Raw genomic sequence first — 18,644 nt, forward strand, 5'->3', positions numbered from 1 at the left:
TGCGCCCGGGTAACGATCTGATTAGATTGCAGTTGGATTACTCGAGCCGCATGGCGATAACGACGCAGAACTGATTTTCAGAGCACACGGGTAGATTATGGAAATTTGGCAAGCAATCTGGGTTCAGGCTGAAATGCGTTTAGTAATTCGGGCTGTGGTGGTTTTGCTGGTATCCGGTGTGGCCGCACGCCTGGTGGCCGGGTTGCTGGTAAAGGCGACCAGCCGGGTTAGCTTTGTGCGCCAACTGACCGAGCAACTGCAAAAGCCCATAAGCTGGATAGTGCCTTTGGTGGCACTTCAAATGGTGCTTCGCGCCGCTGCCGATGACCTACCGCTGCTAGGCCCCGCGCGGCACCTGACCGCGTTGCTGATTATCGCCCTGATGACATGGGCAGCCACTCGCGTCGTCCGCGCGGTCGAAAAATTTCTCTTGTTACGGCACCCGGTAGATGTAGCCGACAACCTGCGTGCGCGTCGAATCCAGACCCAGACGCGGGTGCTGGTCCGCACAATGAACTTGTTTCTGGTGTTTTTCGGCGTCGCGGCTATGCTCACCACCTTCCCGGGGGCTAAACAGATCGGTACTGGGCTGATGGCTTCGGCCGGCGTCGCCGGTTTAGCTATCGGCTTTGCCGCCAAACCGGTGCTGGGCAACCTGATTGCCGGCATCCAAATTGCAATGACTCAGCCCATTCGGCTGGATGATGTGGTCGTCGTGGAAGGTGAATGGGGGCGTATTGAAGAGATCACCGGCACTTATGTGGTGGTGCGCATCTGGGATGAGCGACGCCTGATAGTGCCATTGCAGTATTTCATTGAGCAGCCTTTTCAGAACTGGACCCGACAAACCAGCTCGATACTGGGCTCGGTGTTTCTGTGGACGGATTATTCGCTGCCGCTGGAGCCATTGAAACAGGAATTGGCTCGATTGTGCGAAGCCGTACCGGAGATGTGGGATGGCCGCGTTCAGGTGCTACAGGTGACCGATGCCACCGACAAGGTCATACAGCTGCGCGCTCTGGCCAGTTCGCGCAATTCATCGCTCAACTGGGATCTGCGTTGTTATCTGCGTGAGCAATTGATTGCCTACATCAATCGTGAGCATCCCGAGTGCCTGCCGCGCACACGTGCCACTATCAGCAACGCCACCACACACGTGAGCGGCGAACAAATCTGACGCCGCCTGGTCGCTCTCTCACCGAGTAGATCCGTTTGCCCGCCATTCGCGCCCTGCCCGCTTCAGGGCGCGTCTTCGTTCAATCTCTCCCACATGCTCTTGGTGACTCTCTGACGGTTGTGGTAATCCGCCCAGGGGTCGGCCTCCAACTGCTGCAGGCGCTCTGAGAGATTACCAATATGCCACTGCGCGGCACTGCGCAGGTGATCCAACTCGCTCCGCGCTATGGGAACCGACACCGCTAGTCCAGGGCGCGCGCGCACCGAGTAGGCCGCCACTGTGCTGGACCCGCGCTGGTTACGCAGATAATCGACGAAGATCTTGCCAACCCTGTTTCTGGGCCCCATTTTGTCGACAAAGCGTTCGGGCAGTTGCTCGGCCATAAAGCGCGAAATGGCTTTGGTAAAGTTCTTGGCCGCCTCCCAGTCCAGATGCCTGGCCACCGGGATGATGATATGAATACCTTTGCCGCCGCTGGTTTTCAGCCAGGCTTCCAAGCCCAGTTCATCCAGCACTGATAGCGTCAACCGAGTCGCTTCCAGCATGCTCGACCAGGGCAGTTTGGGGTCGGGGTCCAGATCCAGGACCAGATGGTCCGGGCGCTCTATCCGGTCATGGGTAGCGCCCCAGGTGTGCAACTCGATGGCGCCCATCTGAACGGTGCCCACCAGCGCCTCGATGGAGTTGATCTCCATCAAGGGGGCGTGGTCTGGATCCAGTGCTTGGTCCAGTTCGGTCAGGTGTGGTATCTGCAGCTGACTGGCGTGGCGTTGAAAGAACTGCTCACCTTCTACACCTTCCGGCGCCCGCAACAGGGACACCGGCCTGCCCTTCAGATGAGGCAATACCCATTCGCCGATCGACGCATAGAACGCTGCCAGCTCGCCCTTGCGGTGGCCGCTGCGCGTATCTATCACCCGGTCTGCGTGGGATATACGCACCCCGGCTACATGGTCCGGCGCTGCCATGTCAGGTTCGACCTTGGTGCTCTTTTGCGCACCCGCAGAGACGGCTTGTGGCGTCTGCAGCAGCGCGGCAGCAGTTGGCTGCTCCTGAAGAATGTCTTTCGCCGGTTTGTCACTGCGAAGACCCATAAACGCCGCCTGGCGCACCCGCTGCTGTTGCGTCCACTCGGCGAACTCGACCTCGCAGATCAGCTCCGGCTTGATCCAGTTGACCGCCCCAGCCTGGGGAACGCCCTGGGTGTTAACCAAAGGCGTGGTTTTACGCACAAGTTTTTTCATGCGCTTGTGCAGCGCATCCAGCATATCGTTATCAAAACCGGTGCCAACCCGGCCGGCATAGCGCAGCTCACCGCTGCCCAGCGCGGTGTGTACGCCCAGCAACAACGCACCAAACCCGATACGACTACCCTTTGGGTCGGTATAGCCCACTATCACAAACTCTTGTCGCAAGCGGCATTTGAGCTTGATCCAGTCAGCGCTACGCTTGGAAACGTAAGTACTCCCGCGCCGCTTGCCAATCAGCCCTTCCAGCGCCATACGGCAGGCGCTGGCGTACAGGTCATCGTGATGGGCTGCAAACTCGCTGGAGTAACGCAACAGGTCGTTCTCGTTCTGATCGAGTACCGAGCGGAGCGCCTCGCGCCTCGCCTCTAGCGGTTCATCGCGCAGATCGGTGCCATTGAGAAAAGGCGCATCAAACAGATAGAAGACGATGGACTGGTCACGCTCCTGGTCGAAGGCATTTTGCAGGGCCTGAAAATCCGGTAGCCCGTTATCGTTGAGCACCACCACTTCCCCGTCCAGCCAGGAATCCTTGAGCTGCAAATCGGCTATGGCCGCGGCCTGGGTGCCAAGGCGGTCAGTCCAGTCGTTGCCGTTGCGGGTGAACAGGCGTACCTCTGCGCCCTGTACTCGAGCGAGTAGGCGATAGCCATCAAACTTGATCTCGTACTGCCAATCGCCACTGGGCGGTGCGTCGGCCAGGGTAGCGAGCTGCGGCTTGAGCATCGCTGGCATATCAGGCCTGGCGCGACTGCGCTTTTTTGCTGTCGACTTTCTCGCCGCTTTAACGCTGGCTTCTGGCTTTTCCGCTTTCGCCTTGCCAGCTTTGCTGGCGGCTCCGGCCTTGCTCTTGCCAGCGGCTTTTTTCTTGCCCGCCTGCTGATCCAGCGGCAGTAGCTCGCCGGTAATTACGCTTTCCGGGCGTTCATTCAATACATCAAATTCGGCGTGCTCGCGCGCAGCGTCATCCGCTTCCTTGATCAGCAGCCACTGCTCCTTGCTGCCGCCCATGCGGGTGCGCACCAGATTCCAGCGGCCAGCGAGCTTGTCTCCCTGCAGGACGAACTTCAGCTTACCCTTGCGATAAGCCTCCTGCGGATCGCCCACCGGTTGCCAAGTGCCGTGGTCCCAGACGATCACATCCCCGCCGCCGTACTGCCCCTTGGGAATACTGCCTTCAAAGCCGGCGTAGCTCAGTGGATGATCTTCCACATGGACCGCCAGGCGCTTCTCACTGGGGTCGAGGCTGGGCCCCTTAGGCACAGCCCAGCTCTTGAGGGCACCGTCCAGTTCCAGCCGGAAATCATAGTGCAGGTGGCTGGCCTCGTGTTTTTGCACCACGAACTGCAAAGCGTTGTGCTTGCCTGATCGCTTTCTGACCCGGGTCTGCCGAGGTTCTTTGGTGATCTTGAAATCGCGTTTGCTGTTGTATTCGCTATGGGAGCTTGCCATGAAGGTCTCTCCGTCAGCAGTCAAGGCTTGGCCACAAGGAAGCTGTGTTCCGCCCGTTATTTATGGCTGGTTTTGCGTCTGCCTCCATCGTCACCGGCATCGTCGCTCTTGCTGTTGGAGCGGCTCTTGCTGCGACTGGTCTTGGCTTTGCTGGAGCCGCCCTTGAGGCTCTGCTTGAGCAACTCGGTAAGATCGACTACATCTGCGCTGCGACGACCTTGGTCTGAGTCGGTGGTAGACACCTTTTTCAGCTTGCCTGACTTGGCCTTTTTCTCGACCAGCGCCATGATTTCGTCGACAAAAGTGTCCTGATATTCATCGGGCGACCAATCCGCTTCCATGTCTGACACCAGGCGTTTGGCCATGTCCAGCTCCTTCTTGTTCAACTTGGGCTCGCGCACGGTCTCGTTCAGGTCCAGACGCTCAAGGCTGCGCACCTCCGACGGCCAGCGCAGCAGCACCACCACCAGGGCGTCCTCCAGCGGCATCAAGGCCGCCAGGCGCGCACGCGAGCGAATCACAACATTGGCCAGCGCAACACGGTCGGTCTGTATGAGGGTTTCTCGCAGCAAGGCGTAAACCTTCTGTCCGCGCTTTTCTGGATTCAGAAAGTAAGGCTTTTGAATGTTCAGCAAGGGTATCTGCGCGCGCTCGACAAAAGCGAAAATATCCAGCGTCTGAGTTGCCTCTGGATGCGCTGCGCTGATTTCATCATCACTGAGCACCACATAGCGACCTTTCTCGTATTGCACGCCTTTCACCACGTGTTTGGATTCGATCTCCTTGCCGGTACGCTTGTTGATCCTCTTGTAGCCCACCGGGTCCATGCTGCGCTCATCGAGCCAGTCGAAATCTACGCCGCCAGAACGCGTGGCGGACACCAGCGCGACCGGGATATGTACCAGTCCAAAACTGATGGCGCCCTTCCAGATTGCACGTGCCATGGTTCATCTCCGGTTAAGTCTCATATCAGCTGTGACCCTAGGGTATTTGCCTAGGTTCAGACTAAAGCCCGCGTGGACCGTGGCCGACAGGCCCGCGCCACAGTGAAAAATGCTTGAACTTCGCATTGATGGGACCCCTCTACCGTATTGCACGGCTCGCGCCGCGCGCACACACCAACGAGGAGAAGGCGATGAACACCCAGATCAAGCTTTTGAGTGCCGCATTATTTTCCGTCGCATTACTGAGCGGCCTCCCAGCGGTAGCTGACGACATGGTCGACCGCGAAGATGACCGCACGTCCAACAGTGCAATTCCCGGCGTTAAGGACACAGGTGGAAACAGGGCTACGGGACATGATGCCCAAGGTATGGACAATCATGGCGATGACGATATCGGCACCGACCGCAACAACGCCCTGGATCAAAACAACACGATCGATCGCGACCGCGAGAATGGCGACGGCGCTACCGGGCCCGCGGGTCGTCCCGGCGGTAGCGGTGGTGCAGGAGCTGACTCAGCTCCCTAAAAAAGCGGCGGCCCCCTTGCCGCGCTTTGACGCCGATGCGTCAGCTGAATTTTGCTTTGAGGCGACGGCGGCAAGAGATTTCAAGTAAGAGATTTCAAGTAGTTGCTGCCCTGCTCCGCGTCGCCAAGCAAACGGCCCTGCGGGACAATTGTTTAACACGTAGCCTGCAGCGAACCCGGCGGGTAAGCGGCGTGTGCTGAGTACAGGACTCCCGGTCCTTTGGCCGGTTTCTCCTGCTATGGACTCTCTGCCGTTTTGTGGCGCTTGCTGTCCTACTGACTTCTATCTTCCTTCTACCGTTCTGACTACTGCGCAAGCTGGCCCGCAATCGTCTGTAATGCGAGAGGCCTCGTGCTGGCTCAAGTGCCCCGCAAACGATCCACCCCGCAATTTCCTCTGAACTCCTACCGGCCAATGCCCGTCATAAAGAAGTACACCCCGGCCCCTGCCGTCCAATCAAGCTCTTGTCGTTACACATAACCAGAAGCAGAGGTTGCACACCTCTGGGTGAGGAACAGATGACTACCATGCCGCTGCAGCCCCGATTTAACGCTGATCAGGACCCTGCCCATTTATCGACCCAAGGCGCCATGAAGACCCTGTATCAAGCGCTTATGCAACCCTACTCGCACTTGAAATCAGAGACGCTGCAACAGGCCGGGTGCTTTCTGGACGAGCAGTTGCAGGAATGTTCTGCTCATGAATGCGAGATGCCCGAGGATCCCGCCCACCTGATGGACTGGGTACGCGACGGCGCCGTGCGCACCACCGAGGCCTACGCGCTGTATCTAGCTGATCGACGCGAAGGCCAACCTCGCCGCTACTTCGCCAATCGGGCCCATGCGCTGTACTTCCTGCGTCATGTTGCGCCGACCAAGATGGTAGACGGCGCCTGGCTATACCGGGTGCTACGGCAGTGGAAAATTCCCGCTCTGCGCCCCTTGGTGCGCACCTATCTTGAAGAGTTGGGCGACGGCGTGCCCGCACAAAACCACGTAGTGCTGTATCAGCTGTTGCTCAGTAACAACGACTGCGATGAACTGAGCGAGATCGAAGACTGTTATTACCATCAGGGCGCTGTGCAGTTGGCGCTCGGCCATTTAGCCGAAGACTACCTGCCCGAAGTACTGGGTTATAACCTGGGGTACGAGCAGCTGCCGCTGCACCTGTTGATAACCAGCTATGAGCTCGCCGAGCTGGGTATCGACCCCTATTACTTTCAGCTGCATGTCACTATCGACAATAGCGGTACTGGCCACGCCCAGAAAGCGGTACAGGCCGTGCTCGCCAACCTGCCGGTAGTTGGTGATCAGACAGAGTTCTACCGCCGGGTCTCGCGCGGCTATCAGCTTAACGACCTAGGCGTCAGTTCTACCCACGTCATCGCGGAGTTCAACCTGGAGGAGCAGCTGGTGCAGATGCTCGAGCGCAAGGCCAATGTCGCCGGCATGGTGCATTCTGACTACTGCAAGATTGAGGGCCGCACAGTAAATGAGTGGCTTAGCGAGCCCGGCCAGATCCCGAATTTCTTGGCCGCGCTGCAAACGCGCGGCTGGATACGCCGTGATGAAGACCCCGAAAACAGTCGCTTCTGGCGCCTGGTACAGGGATCAGGCGCGCCCATGTTTGGCGTATTCAGCGGCTACGAGCTACAGCTGCTGCACGACTGGATTGCCGGCAATCAGACCCAAAAGGCAACGCGCCGTCGACGTCATATTGGTACGGCCGCTAACGACAACCCTCAGGATCATGAAACCGCGGCACTGGCTGCGGAGCTCAAAACGCTGCCTGAACCCCAGCGCCAGGCGCGCCTGATTGAGCTCATGTCCCCGGCCACCCACTTCACTCCAGCCGGGCTTTACGCTACGCGCGAGTTTCAGGCGTATCTGCAATGACCTCAGCATGTCGCCAGCCTGTTGCCCTTTCAGCTTCCGAACAAGCGCTCGTGAGCTTGGCGCAATATCTGAAGGAGCAAAATTACCGCTTCGTGACTTGTACCCCAGCTACCCACGCGCGCGTAAACGCCCGTCCGGAGAATGCTGAAGCTCGGGAACTAGCCGGCGTGTTCGGGTGGAGTCGCCCTTTTTCACAGGGTCTTCTGGGGCCCATACTGCTGCAGAACATGCGCGCTGCCGACGTGCTAGTTACCGAGCAGGATCAGTACCGCAGCCGCGTTCGCTGCTCCAGCATGGGCAGCCAGCTGTTATTACACTCCGCGTATCCCACCAACGAGCCCGACGCCGTCTTCTTCGGCCCGGACAGCTATCGGTTTGTAAGCGCCATTGAAGATTTTCTTAGTCCCGGAGGTATAGCTGACGCAGGCCCCCCGGTCAGGCGAGCTGCCGATATAGGCTGCGGAGCGGGGCCGGGCGCCCTCAGTATCGCGTTGGCTCGGCCAGCCTCTGAGGTGCTGGCATTGGATATTAATCCGCGAGCGCTCAGCTTTAGCTGCATCAATGCCACCGCAGCAGGGGTCTGCAACGTGCACGCACTGCACAGTGACCTGCTAAAGGACGTCGAAGGAGGTTTTGATCTTATTGTCGCCAACCCGCCTTATATGGCAGATCCAGAATGTCGTGCCTACCGTAACGGTGGCGGACAACTGGGATTGGGGCTGACACAGGCGATAGTAAAGGCCGCATTGCCGAGGCTGACAGTAGGTGGAACTCTGCTGCTCTACAGCGGAGTCGCCATTACGTCCAAGGGTGACCCGTTATATCCGTGGTTGCAGCTGCTACTGAACGAGCCGCAATACAACTGGCACTACCAAGAACTCGATCCTGATGTTTTTGGTGAGGAGCTGGAGGAACCCGGATATGAAAATGTGGAGCGCATCGCCGCTATTTTAGTGCGCATAACTCGCAAAAGTTAGCAGTTAGATTAATCTGGTGCCACGTCGAGCTGCGGTGAATTTTGTGGGAAAGACTTAACGCGGTTATACAACGCGAACAATTTCCAGAACCCTGGTTAGTTAAGTCATTCAGTAGGATCCCGCAGGGCCAACAGTAAGTACAAAAATGCTTCTACGATGTTTGTCCGCGAGCTTACACTCTCTACTTAAGAGCAGCGTAAACACTGTATAGCTACAAACAGAAACAGAGGGAAATGAACAACAACGCAAAAGCCCGCCATAGGCGGGCTTTTCAGAGCTCATCGCTACAACAAGAAACAATGAGAGACAGGATTATGGTCGGAGAGACTGGATTCGAACCAGCGACCTTCTCGTCCCGAACGAGACGCGCTACCAGGCTGCGCTACACTCCGTTATGAGCCGGCATTTTACCGAATTGGTCGTATCGCACAAGAGGGTCGCCGGAAAAATATGACCGTTTTCCGACAGTTAGCGTGACTCCCAATCATTCGGGCTGTTGCCGTTATGCAGCCTTGGATCATCTGCCGAGAGATCCAATACCCTGGCCCCTTGCGCCAATAACCAGCGCAAGGGGCTGCGCTGCCCCTGTCGCCAGGCGGCCTCCAGTTGCGGCAATAACACCTGCGGGATAACGCACAACAAAGGTTGCCAGCGCTCGCCCGCGCGCACCATGCAAGGCAGCTGCGGCGCCTCGGCCGCACGCGCCAGTAACGCCTGCAGCAACGCTAAATCTACCTTGGGCATATCGCAGGGCAGCACCACCAGGTGCGAACTGCGGCAAGCGTGCAGGCCGGCCAGAATACCGGCCAGTGGTCCGGGGAAGCCCGGTTCCACATCGCTCACCAACCTATCCGCCAAGGGCGCATAAACGGCCTGGTTGCGATTGCAACTGATCAGCAACTCACCGCCCAGTTGACGCAACAGGCGGCTGAGGTGGGCAGCGACCGGCTCGCCTGCGTACCTCATCAGGCCCTTATCGCGCCCGCCCAACCGACTGCCCTGCCCGCCGGCCAGTAGTAAAGAAGTGGGGACAAGGCTTTGCTGCATGGCTGAGGGCTCGGGTAATCAACAGCTGTGTGTTATAACACCCGGCCCAGCCCAATAGAAAGTTGGCCGTCGCAAGCTAGCCTGCGATGGCCAGCGCAGCCGTATCAAGGAACTCAGCATGGCCAAGCCAGACGCACCCTTCACTCCCCTGTCCATCGCCGTTCTGACCGTCAGCGATACCCGCACACTCGACACTGATACCTCAGGTCAACTGCTGAGCGATAGCCTGATCGAGGCAGGCCACCAACTGACCGACCGCCAGTTGCAGCCCGACGACATCTACCAGATTCGGGCCACGGTCTCGGCCTGGATTGCGCGGTCAGACGTGCAGGTCGTGCTGATTACCGGTGGCACCGGCTTTACCGGCCGCGACAGTACGCCCGAGGCAATTACGCCGCTGCTCGACAAGCTGGTGGACGGTTTCGGTGAGCTGTTCCGGCATATTTCCTGGCAGGAAATTGGCACTTCCACCCTGCAATCGCGCGCGCTGGCCGGTCTGGCCAATCGCACCCTGGTGGTCTGTGTGCCCGGCTCCACCAACGCCTGCCGTACCGCCTGGACCAAGATCCTGCAGGAACAACTTGATGCGCGCACCCGGCCCTGCAACTTTGTGCAGCACCTGGGCAGCACTGAGCTGTGCGACAGCCGCGCATGAGTCTGATGCCGGTCGATCAAGCCTTGTCGCAGTTGCTGAGCAGCGCGCGCAACCACGCTGCGCAGCCGGTCGACGATCTGCCGCTGGAGCAGGCGCTGGGCCATGTATTGGCCGCTCCCGTAATCGCCGCGCACGATGTGCCGCCCTGGGATAACAGCGCCATGGACGGTTACGCGCTCAATAGCGCGGACGCGGAGCAAGCCAGACAACAGGGCCTGCCGGTTAGCCAACGCATCACCGCCGGCATGGCGCCGACACCGCTGCAACCTGGCACCTGTGCGCGCATTTTTACCGGTGCGCCGCTGCCGGCGGGCGCCGATTGCGTCGAGATGCAGGAAAATATCGAGCTGGCCGACAACGGGCTGGCGCGACTCACCCAAGCGGTACAACCCGGCCAGAACGTGCGGCCGCAAGGGCAGGATGTACGCAGCGGTAGCACCTTGTTGCCCGCCGGGCTGCGCCTGCGGCCACAGGATCTTGGCGTCATAGCCTCGGTTGGGCTGGCCCGCGTCGCGGTGCGCAGGCCATTGCGCGTCGCGGTGGTGTCGACGGGCGACGAGTTGGTAGAGCCGGGTTCGGCATTGCTGAGCGGAAAAATCTACAACAGCAACCGTTTTACCCTGATCGGCGCCTTGCAACGGCTTGGGCAACAGATCATCGACGGCGGTATCCTGCCCGATGACAAGGCGCAGACCAGCGCTCGGCTGCGCGCGCTGGCCGAGCAGGCCGACCTGATCATCAGCTCCGGCGGCGTCTCCGTGGGAGAGGCCGATTGCCTCGGGCAAGTGCTGCGCGAGCAGGGTGAAGTCGCACTCTGGAAGCTGGCCATCAAGCCCGGCAAGCCTTTTACCCTGGGCCGCTTTGCCGACACTCCCCTGCTCGGCTTGCCCGGCAACCCGGCCGCTACACTGGTGACCTTTCTGCTGCTGGTGCGCCCCTACCTGCTCACGCGCCTCGGCTGTAACCAGGTAGACGCCGTCAGCTACCAACTACCCGCCGAATTTGACTGGCCGCGCTCCGGCTCCCGTGACGAATACCTGCGCGCCGGCCTGCGCGATGGCCGCGTAGTGCTCAGCGGCAACCAAAGCTCTGGCGTGCTAAGCAGCGCCAGCCAGGGCAGCGGGCTGGTGTTGATTACCGCCGGCAGCACAGTCGCCGCAGGCGAGTCCGTGCCCTTTCTACCCTTCAGTGGCCTGCTCGACTGAGCGGCCGCACACCCGCTCCCGGCGCTTATCCCCTGCTATCAACCTTGCCAATGCCACGGGCATTCAGGCGCAGGCCGGCTAGAATCGAGACAAACCAACAATAACAGGATCTCGCATGAAGCCTCCCTTTCAGGCTGCCGTTGTGGCCGCCCTCGTCAGCCTCAGCAGCGCCAGCATGGCCATCGAATACCAAGCACCCGAAGCGCTGGTGGCACCGTCCGCCTTCAAGGGCGTACACGGTCTGGCGGTAGATCAGCAGGGCCGCTTGCTGGCCGGCAGTGTGGTGGGCAGCAGCATCTATCAGGTAGACATCGACAGCGGCGAGGTGAGCACCTTGATCGGACCGGACCAAGGGCAGGCCGACGATATCGCCATCGGCCCCAACGGCGAGATGGCCTGGACCGGGTTCCAGACCGGCAAGCTGCTGATGCGCGATAACGACAATGCGCCGATACGCGAAGTCGCCAGCGGCCTGCCCGGCATCAACTCGCTCGATTTCAATGATGAAACCGGCCAGCTATACGCCAGCCAGGTATTTCTTGGCGATGCACTGTGGGAAATCGACCCGACCGGCAAGCAAGCACCGCGCTTGATCGCCAAGGATCTGGGCGGCTTCAACGGTTTTGAGGTGGGCAGCGATGGCTGGCTGTACGGCCCGCTCTGGTTCAAGGGCGAGGTAGTACGCATCAACCCCGCCGATGGCACGGTAGAAACCGTGGCAACCGGATTTGGCACACCGGCTGCGGCCAACTTCGACTCCCAGGGCAATCTCTACGCCATAGATACCCTCAAGGGCCTGCTTAAACGAATCGACCTTGCCAGCGGTGAAACCACCAATATCGCGCAGCTCAGCAGCTCGCTGGACAATCTGGCCATCGATAGCCAGGATCGCATCTTCGTCTCCAACATGGCGGACAACAGCATCCAGCAAGTTGATCCGACCACCGGCAAAGTGCGCATGATCACCAGCGGCGAACTGGCGGTGCCCGCCGGCATGGCGCTGTCCGAAGACGGAAATGCGCTGTATATCGCCGACATATTCGCTTTCCGTAAGGTCGATACCGCTACCGGCGAAGTAACCGATCTGCGCCGCGCCCATGGCTCGGATATCGAGTATCCGAGCAGCGTGGGGTTGAGCGCGCAGCGCTTGCTGCTAACCAGCCTGGCTACCAACACCTTGCAGATCATCGACCGCAACGACCACACCACCTTGCATCTTCTGCATGGCCTGCAAGCGCCCTCAGGCGCCGTCGAACTGGACAACGGCGACATCGTGGTCAGTGAAATGGCCAGCGGCAAGCTGCTGCGCCTGAGCGGCCCGAAGCTGGATCAGCAAAGCGTTCTGACTGAGGGACTGCAAGGCCCGGTGCAGATGATTCGGGGTCGCGACGGCAACCTTTACCTGACCGAAATGGCCGGCTTTCTCACCCGCGTCGATCCCGCCAGCGGTAAGCTGGAACGTCTGGTGAAGGACCTGCAGTTGCCCGAAGGCCTGAGCGAAACCGCGGACGGCAAGTTTGTTATCGCCGAGGGCGCGGCCCACCGCCTGCTATTGGTAGACCCTGCCAATGGCGACAAAACGGTGCTTGCCAGCGACCTGCCGATTGGCCTGCCTCCCGGCCCGGTCCTACCCCCCACCGGGATTCCCACCGGCGTAGCAGTTGCCGCAGACGGCCGGATTTTCTTCGGCTCGGATATCGACAACGGCCTGTACGAGCTGACGCCAAAATAAGCTGCCGGCACCCACGCGAGAGGCCACTGGCATGGGCGCCGCAACATTCGGTCAAACTCCGCTTTAAGCTTTTGGGTGAACGTTTTTACAGCGCATTAGTCCATTTCAACATATCGATTTGCACTGAGAAGCTGAAACAGGAGACGTACATGCACCATCTGCTGAAGAAATCGCTGGTTCCTGCCCTCGCTATTGCCGCCCTCGGCGCGTCCGCCATCAGCCACGCCGACACTGCCAAGCCACTGGGCTGGGTGGAAGAAGGCGTGATCATGCCGGAAGACCTGACGGTCAAGTTCAAGCTGGACTCCGGTGCACTCACCTCCTCCATGCACGCCGAAGACATTGAACGCTTTGAAAAGAATGGCGAGGACTGGGTACGCTTCCGCGTCGAATTGCAGGACATCAATACCGAGGAAACCGTGGCTTCGACTTTCGAACGCCCACTGGAGCGTAACCTCAAGGTACGCGGCGCCGGCGGCTCGGAAGAGCGCCCGGTGGTGAAGATGGATGTGTGTGTCGGCAACGAGATGCTCAAGGAGGAGTTCTCGCTGCGCGATCGCAACAACATGCACTATCCGGTACTGCTCGGCCGTCGCACGCTGAACGAACTGGGCCCGGTGGATACCTCACGCACCTTCACCACCAAACCCGCCTGCAACAGCGAACAGGCCTGAACCTCCGCTTACGGCCAGGCGGTTCAAACCGCCTCGGCCGCCTGCTCTGCCTGCATCAACGCGATCTCCCGGCTGACCGTCACCAAGGCGTCATACATGGGCGAACTGGCCTGGGTATAGTTGATGCGCAGGCAGTCGCGGTACTTGCCAGAAGCAGAAAACAGTGAGCCCGGCGCGATCTGAATCCCGGACGCCGCCAGGCGTTCATTCAGCCTGACCGAGTCCAACCCCTTTACCTCGACCCACAATAGAAAGCCGCCCTGCGGGTAACTCACGCCTGTACCCAGCGGAAACAGCGCCTGCACCCAGCCCAGCACCACATCCAGATTGCGTTGATACTGGCGCACCACATTACGCAGGTGACGCTCGTAATGCCCCTGGCCTATAAAGTCTGCCACCGCCAGTTGTGGCAGGGTCGCCGAGGCGCCGGTGGAGACGTATTTCATGTGCATCACCTGGTCGCGATAACGTCCCGGCGCTATCCAGCCGACCCGCAGCGACGGAATCAGGGTCTTTGAAAAGGAACTGCACAGCAGCACGCGACCGTCATCATCAAAGGACTTCAGGGTGCGCGGCCGTGGCGCACGGTAGGCCAGGTCACCGTAGATATCGTCCTCGATGATGGCGACGTCAAAGCGTTGCGCCAGCGCCACCAGTTCACGCTTGCGCGCCTCCGGCATGGTATAGCCCAAGGGGTTGTTGTGCGTTGGCGTGATTTGTATGGCCTTGATCGGCCACTGCTCCAGCGCCAGCTCCAAAGCCTCCAGGCTGATACCGGTTTGCGGGTCAGTGGGGATTTCCATGGCCTTGAGTTGGTGCGCCTTGAGAATCTGCATGCTGCCATAGAAACTCGGCGAATCGACTGCCACCACATCACCCGGCACTGTCAGGGTACGGATGGCGATCGACAGCGCCTCCTGACAACCGGTGGTGATCAGTATGTCGTCGGGATGCAGCAGACACCCCGAGCTGGATGCCAGGCGCGCCAGTTGCTCACGTAGCTGCGGACTACCGGCCAGTGAGTCGTACTTGAGACCGGCAGCGTGGCCGCGGCGATGCAGCGCGGCCAACTGCTGAAACAGCGGTTTCAGGGTCTTGGCCTCGACATCCGGAATACCGCGCCCCAACGAAATAACATGCTCGGCCCCTGGTTCACCCACCAGGTTCAGCACATGATCCCACTGCGACACATCCAGCGGCCGCTGCGTTGGCCGGGTTACCCCCGGCAACACCGGCGGCGCCGAACGCGGCAATACGTAATAACCCGACTTGGGCCGCGCCTCGATCAGCCGCTCTGCCTCCAGCCCGGCGTAGGCTGTCTGTACCGTGGAAATACTCACGGCAAACTCCCCGCACAGCTCACGGATCGACGGCAAGCGATCGCCCGCCCGGTACAAACCGTGCTCCATACGCTGCCGGATGGTAGCGGCCACCTCTTCATAACGTTTCATGACAACCCTCAGCCCACTGGTCACTATCAGTACAGATTGCGCATCAGAGCAGCATACAGCGCCTATTCCACCGACACTGTATCTGTTTTTTAATTTTCCGCTGTATCTGTATGCAAAAACAAGTCTCCCTTACCATTTCTCCACGCTAACCGGAGACCCGACCATGCCTATACCCTCACTTTTCAGACTTCTGCGCCTGGCGCTGCAACACCACCAGCAAAGACGCGACTATCGCCACCTGCTGAAACTCGACGAGCACTTGCTGGCCGACATCGGCCTGACCCGGGAACAAATCCAGCGGGAACTGGCCAAGCCGTTCAGCGCAGGCCTGCGGCTGAACCTGCGCTGCAGTCAGATGCTGAGCCAGCGTCACACCGCGCTCGACACGCGTCATTGAGCGCCATGTGATCACTCGGGCTTAATTTCCGCGCGGATCTTGAGTACGCTTGCACGCGTTCATCCCCCGCAGCGAATCAGCCCATGACCAGCCCTACCGCATCCACTCCCGATTTACCGGCGCGCTATGCGCTGGCCCAGCGCGTGGCCCAACAGGCCGCCGAACGTGGCCTGGCCTATTACCAGGGTCGCGAAGACCTGAATATCGAGCACAAGGGTGGCGACCGCCGTGATGTGGTCAGCGCCGCCGACCGCGCACTGGAAGACTTCATCCGCGCCGAATTGCAGGCGGCCTTCCCTGAAGACGGCTTTCTTGGCGAAGAAAGTGGTTCCGCTGACCTGCAGGCCCGCTGCCTCTGGGTGGTCGACCCCATCGACGGCACCGCCTGTTTCCTCAACGGCCTGCATAACTGGTGCGTGTCGATCGGCATGCTGCTGGATGGCGAACCGTATATCGGCGCGGTCGCCGACCCCAATCATCGGGAGCTGTTCCATGGCATGCGCGACCAGGGCGCCTTCGTCAACGATCAACCCTTGCGGGTCAGCTCCGCGAGCCATGTACGCGAAGGTCTGCTGGGCGTGGGCACCTTCTATGCCCGCGGCACCGAGCACTTTATTCCGTTTCTCACGCAACTGCTGGCCGAGGGCGGCATGTTTCTGCGTAATGGCTCCGGCGCGCTGATGACCGCCTACGTCGCCGCCGGCCGGCTGCTGGGCTACTATGAAACCCTGTTGAAGAGCTGGGATTGCGTCGCCGGACTGGTATTGGTGGCGGAGGCAGGCGGGCGCAGCAACGATTTCCTGCGTGGCGACGGCCTATTGCAGGGCAACCCCTACCTGGTGGCCTGCCCTGGCGTGTACCAGCAGGTGCGCGAGATGATCGGGCCCATGCTCGATCAAGACTGAAGCCAACACAGCTCTCGTTGAGGGCAGAGGCAAGGAAGCAACATGAACAGATTATTGATGCAATTGACCGCACTGGGCACGGCCGCCGGCATGGCGCTGCTATGCACCCACCTGCACGCCGCGATGCGCTGCGCCGGCGGTTTGATCGACGAGGGCGACAGTATGGATCAAGTAATGCAGCAATGCGGTGAGCCCGATCAGCGCGAAACGACGCCGCAATACATAGAAGCCGATGGCTTCCCGGCTGAAGGTTCGGTCAACGAAGAAGACTGGGTGTACGGGCCAGACAACGGCATGTACCGCTATCTGCATTTCATCGACGGCAAGTTGGTGCGTCTGCGCAGCCAGCGCAACTAGCCTAGCGCCAATTCCACCCGGTTGCGCCCCGCCGACTTGCCCGCATAGAGCGCGTGGTCGGCCCGGGCAATGGCGTTACTCAGGGCTTCTTCGGCACGGTACTGGGTAATACCGATCGAGAGCGTCACGCTGATGCGGGCGCCGTCGTTTTCGACCACCAGCGCCTCTACCGCTTTGCGAATACGCTCGGCGCTCGCCCACGCCTGATCCGTATCGGTCTCGGGTAGCACCGCCAGAAACTCCTCACCACCCCAGCGGCCAATAAAGTCCTGCTCTCGCATCGACTCCTGTAGCAACTGGCTCACTGCGCTGAGCACACGGTCACCGGTGTCGTGCCCGTAGTCATCGTTGATCTGCTTGAACAAGTCGATATCCATCAGCATGAACGTCAGGTCGCGTGGCCGCCGATGGTGGCGCGCCAGCTCCTTCTCGGTCAGGGCAATCATGTGCCGCCGATTGAACAGGTTGGTCAGCGAATCCGTGGTCGCCATGCGCGCCAGGTGCTTGTGCGCGCGGGTGACGGTAATCACGTAATACAGCGCCAGGTAGCTGAACATGAAGAACACGGTGGTCAAGTTGAAGATATGTACACCGAGCAGCGCGTTCGACGAGATGGGCTGCAGCGGCTCGATGTACCACATGAGCACATCCAGAGCGACGTAATAAATCCACAGACAGATGGCCAGTATCCAGGCGCTGCGCGCATGCATGCTGACAAAAAGTGCCGGAATGAACATCAGCAGAAAGTAGTGAAAGCCGCTTTCCCAACCCACCAGCACTGTACCCAGGCCAGCGTGCACCAATACCTCGATGCGAATCAGCAAGATCGCCAGGCTGTTGCGGCGTTGCTTGAAGGCGCGATAGGCATAGACATACATCGCCACGCTGATCACGTTGACCCAGGCCAGTATCGGCGAGCCCAGAATCAGAAAGATGAAGAAGAAGGCCACATCCACACTGCCGGCCAATTGGCAGCAGCGCATGGACAGATCCCAGAATTCCGGGCGCGCGTCTCTTTTTTGAGACTGGGCTGAATGCTTCCCTTGCATTGATTCTGCTACCTCAAACCCCGGGACTGCACCCGGTTTTCCTTGTATTTCCCACCGCAAAAGCGGCGGCTGAGCGTAGCCTGGAGTATAGAAAGGTATTGCGGCCGCAGCCATCCCTGCACGACTCACCGGGCTATTGGGTAGCATAGTGCCACCCTGCCCAGCTTATCGGCCGACATTAAATTTAATGCAGTATCTGACTGAGAAATAATTGCGTGCGCTCGTTTTCGGGGTTACTGAAAAATTTGTTGGGCTCCGCCTCCTCAACAATCTCACCCCTGTCCATGAAAATAACCCGGTTGGCCACCGTGCGCGCAAAGCCCATCTCGTGCGTTACACACAACATGGTCATGCCGTCCTCAGCCAGACCGATCATGGTGTCGAGCACCTCTTTTACCATTTCCGGGTCAAGTGCCGAGGTCGGCTCGTCAAACAGCATGATCTTCGGCTGCATGCACAGTGCGCGGGCAATGGCCACGCGCTGTTGCTGGCCGCCGGAGAGCTGACCGGGGAACTTGTGCGCCTGCTCAGGGATGCGCACACGCTCCAGGTAATGCATGGCCATTTCCTCCGCCTCACGGCGTGGCGTCTTGCGCACCCACATCGGCGACAGGGTGCAGTTTTGCAATACGGTCAGGTGCGGGAACAGGTTGAAATGCTGAAACACCATACCCACTTCACGGCGCACCGCCTCGATCTGCTTGAGGTCGTGGGTTAGCTCGGTGCCATCCACGATAATGCGCCCCTGCTGGTGTTCCTCCAGCCGATTTAGGCAGCGAATGGTAGTGGACTTGCCCGAACCTGAAGGCCCGCAAAGCACAATGCGTTCTCCCTGCTGCACATTCATGTTGATATCTTTGAGCACGTGGAACTGGCCATACCACTTGTGCACGCCGTCCATCTGGATAATCCCCTCGGGGAGTGTCGGCTGCATACTTGCTTCACTCATGTCG

Annotated in this window: 17 protein-coding genes and 1 tRNA gene; 11 read left to right on the forward strand and 7 right to left on the reverse strand. The window is 59.7% G+C overall.

Annotation, left to right across the window (positions count from 1 at the left end; translation table 11 throughout):
• The first annotated feature begins 133 nt into the window (after positions 1-133).
• Positions 134-1,177 carry a mechanosensitive ion channel family protein gene (locus BLU26_RS05605; protein WP_092288378.1) on the forward strand — a complete coding sequence of 348 codons (1,044 nt, stop codon included), beginning with the start codon at positions 134-136 and terminating at the stop codon, positions 1,175-1,177.
• 62 nt (positions 1,178-1,239) lie between these two features.
• Here the strand turns inward: BLU26_RS05605 and ligD are convergent, their stop codons facing one another.
• Together ligD and ku are read right to left on the reverse strand one after the other, a co-directional pair.
• Positions 1,240-3,876: a DNA ligase D gene (ligD, locus tag BLU26_RS05610; RefSeq protein ID WP_092284638.1), complete on the reverse strand. Its 2,637-nt coding sequence runs from the start codon at positions 3,874-3,876 to the stop codon at positions 1,240-1,242.
• A 56-nt stretch (positions 3,877-3,932) separates the two neighbouring features.
• On the reverse strand, positions 3,933-4,820 hold the full coding sequence (gene ku / locus BLU26_RS05615; protein ID WP_092284640.1) for a non-homologous end joining protein Ku: 888 nt from the start codon (positions 4,818-4,820) through the stop codon (positions 3,933-3,935).
• Positions 4,821-5,011: 191 nt separating this feature from the next.
• Here ku and BLU26_RS05620 point away from each other — a divergent pair, with 191 nt between their 5' ends.
• From BLU26_RS05620 to BLU26_RS05630, 3 genes are all read left to right on the forward strand, one after another.
• The gene (locus BLU26_RS05620; RefSeq protein WP_092284642.1) at positions 5,012-5,347 is read left to right on the forward strand and encodes a hypothetical protein; all 336 of its coding nucleotides are present in this window, start codon (positions 5,012-5,014) and stop codon (positions 5,345-5,347) included.
• Positions 5,348-5,874: 527 nt separating this feature from the next.
• The gene (locus BLU26_RS05625) at positions 5,875-7,242 is read left to right on the forward strand and encodes an iron-containing redox enzyme family protein (protein ID WP_407920345.1); all 1,368 of its coding nucleotides are present in this window, start codon (positions 5,875-5,877) and stop codon (positions 7,240-7,242) included.
• Positions 7,239-8,219, forward strand: a complete 981-nt coding sequence (locus tag BLU26_RS05630; RefSeq protein WP_092284644.1) for a methyltransferase — start codon at positions 7,239-7,241, stop codon at positions 8,217-8,219. Before BLU26_RS05625 ends, BLU26_RS05630 begins: the two co-directional genes overlap by 4 nt.
• A 315-nt stretch (positions 8,220-8,534) precedes the next feature.
• Here BLU26_RS05630 and BLU26_RS05635 read toward each other — a convergent pair.
• Positions 8,535-8,611: transfer RNA gene (locus BLU26_RS05635), tRNA-Pro, on the reverse strand.
• A 76-nt stretch (positions 8,612-8,687) separates the two neighbouring features.
• A complete protein-coding gene (mobA, locus tag BLU26_RS05640; protein ID WP_092284646.1) occupies positions 8,688-9,266 on the reverse strand; it encodes a molybdenum cofactor guanylyltransferase MobA in 579 nt (192 codons plus the stop codon).
• 118 nt (positions 9,267-9,384) lie between these two features.
• On the opposite strand from mobA, the gene moaB reads away from it, so the two are divergent.
• From moaB to rloA3, 4 genes are all read left to right on the forward strand, one after another.
• A complete protein-coding gene (gene moaB / locus BLU26_RS05645) occupies positions 9,385-9,921 on the forward strand; it encodes a molybdenum cofactor biosynthesis protein B (protein WP_092284648.1) in 537 nt (178 codons plus the stop codon).
• Positions 9,918-11,126 (forward strand): molybdopterin molybdotransferase MoeA, encoded by a 1,209-nt coding sequence (locus BLU26_RS05650; protein WP_092284650.1) that lies wholly within the window; start codon positions 9,918-9,920, stop codon positions 11,124-11,126. The genes moaB and BLU26_RS05650 overlap by 4 nt, the downstream gene beginning before the upstream one ends.
• A gap of 115 nt (positions 11,127-11,241) precedes the next feature.
• Positions 11,242-12,858, forward strand: a complete 1,617-nt coding sequence (locus tag BLU26_RS05655) for a Vgb family protein (protein WP_092284652.1) — start codon at positions 11,242-11,244, stop codon at positions 12,856-12,858.
• A 149-nt stretch (positions 12,859-13,007) separates the two neighbouring features.
• A complete protein-coding gene (gene rloA3 / locus BLU26_RS05660; RefSeq protein ID WP_092284654.1) occupies positions 13,008-13,532 on the forward strand; it encodes a retropepsin-like aspartic peptidase RloA3 in 525 nt (174 codons plus the stop codon).
• Positions 13,533-13,555: 23 nt separating this feature from the next.
• Here the strand turns inward: rloA3 and BLU26_RS05665 are convergent, their stop codons facing one another.
• On the reverse strand, positions 13,556-14,983 hold the full coding sequence (locus tag BLU26_RS05665; protein ID WP_092284656.1) for an aminotransferase-like domain-containing protein: 1,428 nt from the start codon (positions 14,981-14,983) through the stop codon (positions 13,556-13,558).
• A gap of 163 nt (positions 14,984-15,146) precedes the next feature.
• Here BLU26_RS05665 and BLU26_RS18555 point away from each other — a divergent pair, with 163 nt between their 5' ends.
• From BLU26_RS18555 to BLU26_RS05680, 3 genes are all read left to right on the forward strand, one after another.
• Positions 15,147-15,380: a DUF1127 domain-containing protein gene (locus BLU26_RS18555; protein WP_157719308.1), complete on the forward strand. Its 234-nt coding sequence runs from the start codon at positions 15,147-15,149 to the stop codon at positions 15,378-15,380.
• An 83-nt stretch (positions 15,381-15,463) separates the two neighbouring features.
• Entirely contained in the window at positions 15,464-16,285 is an 822-nt protein-coding gene (locus BLU26_RS05675) for an inositol monophosphatase family protein (RefSeq protein WP_092284660.1), read from the forward strand.
• 42 nt (positions 16,286-16,327) lie between these two features.
• A complete protein-coding gene (locus BLU26_RS05680) occupies positions 16,328-16,642 on the forward strand; it encodes a DUF2845 domain-containing protein (protein WP_231702010.1) in 315 nt (104 codons plus the stop codon).
• Here the strand turns inward: BLU26_RS05680 and BLU26_RS05685 are convergent.
• Together BLU26_RS05685 and BLU26_RS05690 are read right to left on the reverse strand one after the other, a co-directional pair.
• Positions 16,639-17,625, reverse strand: coding sequence for a GGDEF domain-containing protein (locus BLU26_RS05685; protein ID WP_197674537.1), 987 nt, complete (start codon positions 17,623-17,625; stop codon positions 16,639-16,641). The two genes, BLU26_RS05680 and BLU26_RS05685, sit on opposite strands and share 4 nt — an antisense overlap.
• A gap of 250 nt (positions 17,626-17,875) precedes the next feature.
• Complete coding sequence (locus BLU26_RS05690; protein ID WP_092284664.1) at positions 17,876-18,640, reverse strand: amino acid ABC transporter ATP-binding protein; 765 nt, start codon at positions 18,638-18,640, stop codon at positions 17,876-17,878.
• Positions 18,641-18,644: the final 4 nt, after the last annotated feature.

The organism is Halopseudomonas sabulinigri (assembly GCF_900105255.1).
GTDB lineage: Bacteria > Pseudomonadota > Gammaproteobacteria > Pseudomonadales > Pseudomonadaceae > Halopseudomonas > Halopseudomonas sabulinigri.

What these genes read in the sequence shown, in the direction of transcription:
- BLU26_RS05605 (WP_092288378.1), top strand. Translation starts at nt 134, where the DNA reads ATGCGTTTAGTAATTCGGGCTGTGGTGGTTTTGCTGGTATCCGGTGTG.
- ligD (WP_092284638.1), bottom strand. Translation starts at nt 3,876, where the DNA reads ATGGCAAGCTCCCATAGCGAATACAACAGCAAACGCGATTTCAAGATC.
- ku (WP_092284640.1), bottom strand. Translation starts at nt 4,820, where the DNA reads ATGGCACGTGCAATCTGGAAGGGCGCCATCAGTTTTGGACTGGTACAT.
- BLU26_RS05620 (WP_092284642.1), top strand. Translation starts at nt 5,012, where the DNA reads ATGAACACCCAGATCAAGCTTTTGAGTGCCGCATTATTTTCCGTCGCA.
- BLU26_RS05625 (WP_407920345.1), top strand. Translation starts at nt 5,875, where the DNA reads ATGCCGCTGCAGCCCCGATTTAACGCTGATCAGGACCCTGCCCATTTA.
- BLU26_RS05630 (WP_092284644.1), top strand. Translation starts at nt 7,239, where the DNA reads ATGACCTCAGCATGTCGCCAGCCTGTTGCCCTTTCAGCTTCCGAACAA.
- mobA (WP_092284646.1), bottom strand. Translation starts at nt 9,266, where the DNA reads ATGCAGCAAAGCCTTGTCCCCACTTCTTTACTACTGGCCGGCGGGCAG.
- moaB (WP_092284648.1), top strand. Translation starts at nt 9,385, where the DNA reads ATGGCCAAGCCAGACGCACCCTTCACTCCCCTGTCCATCGCCGTTCTG.
- BLU26_RS05650 (WP_092284650.1), top strand. Translation starts at nt 9,918, where the DNA reads ATGAGTCTGATGCCGGTCGATCAAGCCTTGTCGCAGTTGCTGAGCAGC.
- BLU26_RS05655 (WP_092284652.1), top strand. Translation starts at nt 11,242, where the DNA reads ATGAAGCCTCCCTTTCAGGCTGCCGTTGTGGCCGCCCTCGTCAGCCTC.
- rloA3 (WP_092284654.1), top strand. Translation starts at nt 13,008, where the DNA reads ATGCACCATCTGCTGAAGAAATCGCTGGTTCCTGCCCTCGCTATTGCC.
- BLU26_RS05665 (WP_092284656.1), bottom strand. Translation starts at nt 14,983, where the DNA reads ATGAAACGTTATGAAGAGGTGGCCGCTACCATCCGGCAGCGTATGGAG.
- BLU26_RS18555 (WP_157719308.1), top strand. Translation starts at nt 15,147, where the DNA reads ATGCCTATACCCTCACTTTTCAGACTTCTGCGCCTGGCGCTGCAACAC.
- BLU26_RS05675 (WP_092284660.1), top strand. Translation starts at nt 15,464, where the DNA reads ATGACCAGCCCTACCGCATCCACTCCCGATTTACCGGCGCGCTATGCG.
- BLU26_RS05680 (WP_231702010.1), top strand. Translation starts at nt 16,328, where the DNA reads ATGAACAGATTATTGATGCAATTGACCGCACTGGGCACGGCCGCCGGC.
- BLU26_RS05685 (WP_197674537.1), bottom strand. Translation starts at nt 17,625, where the DNA reads ATGCGCTGCTGCCAATTGGCCGGCAGTGTGGATGTGGCCTTCTTCTTC.
- BLU26_RS05690 (WP_092284664.1), bottom strand. Translation starts at nt 18,640, where the DNA reads ATGAGTGAAGCAAGTATGCAGCCGACACTCCCCGAGGGGATTATCCAG.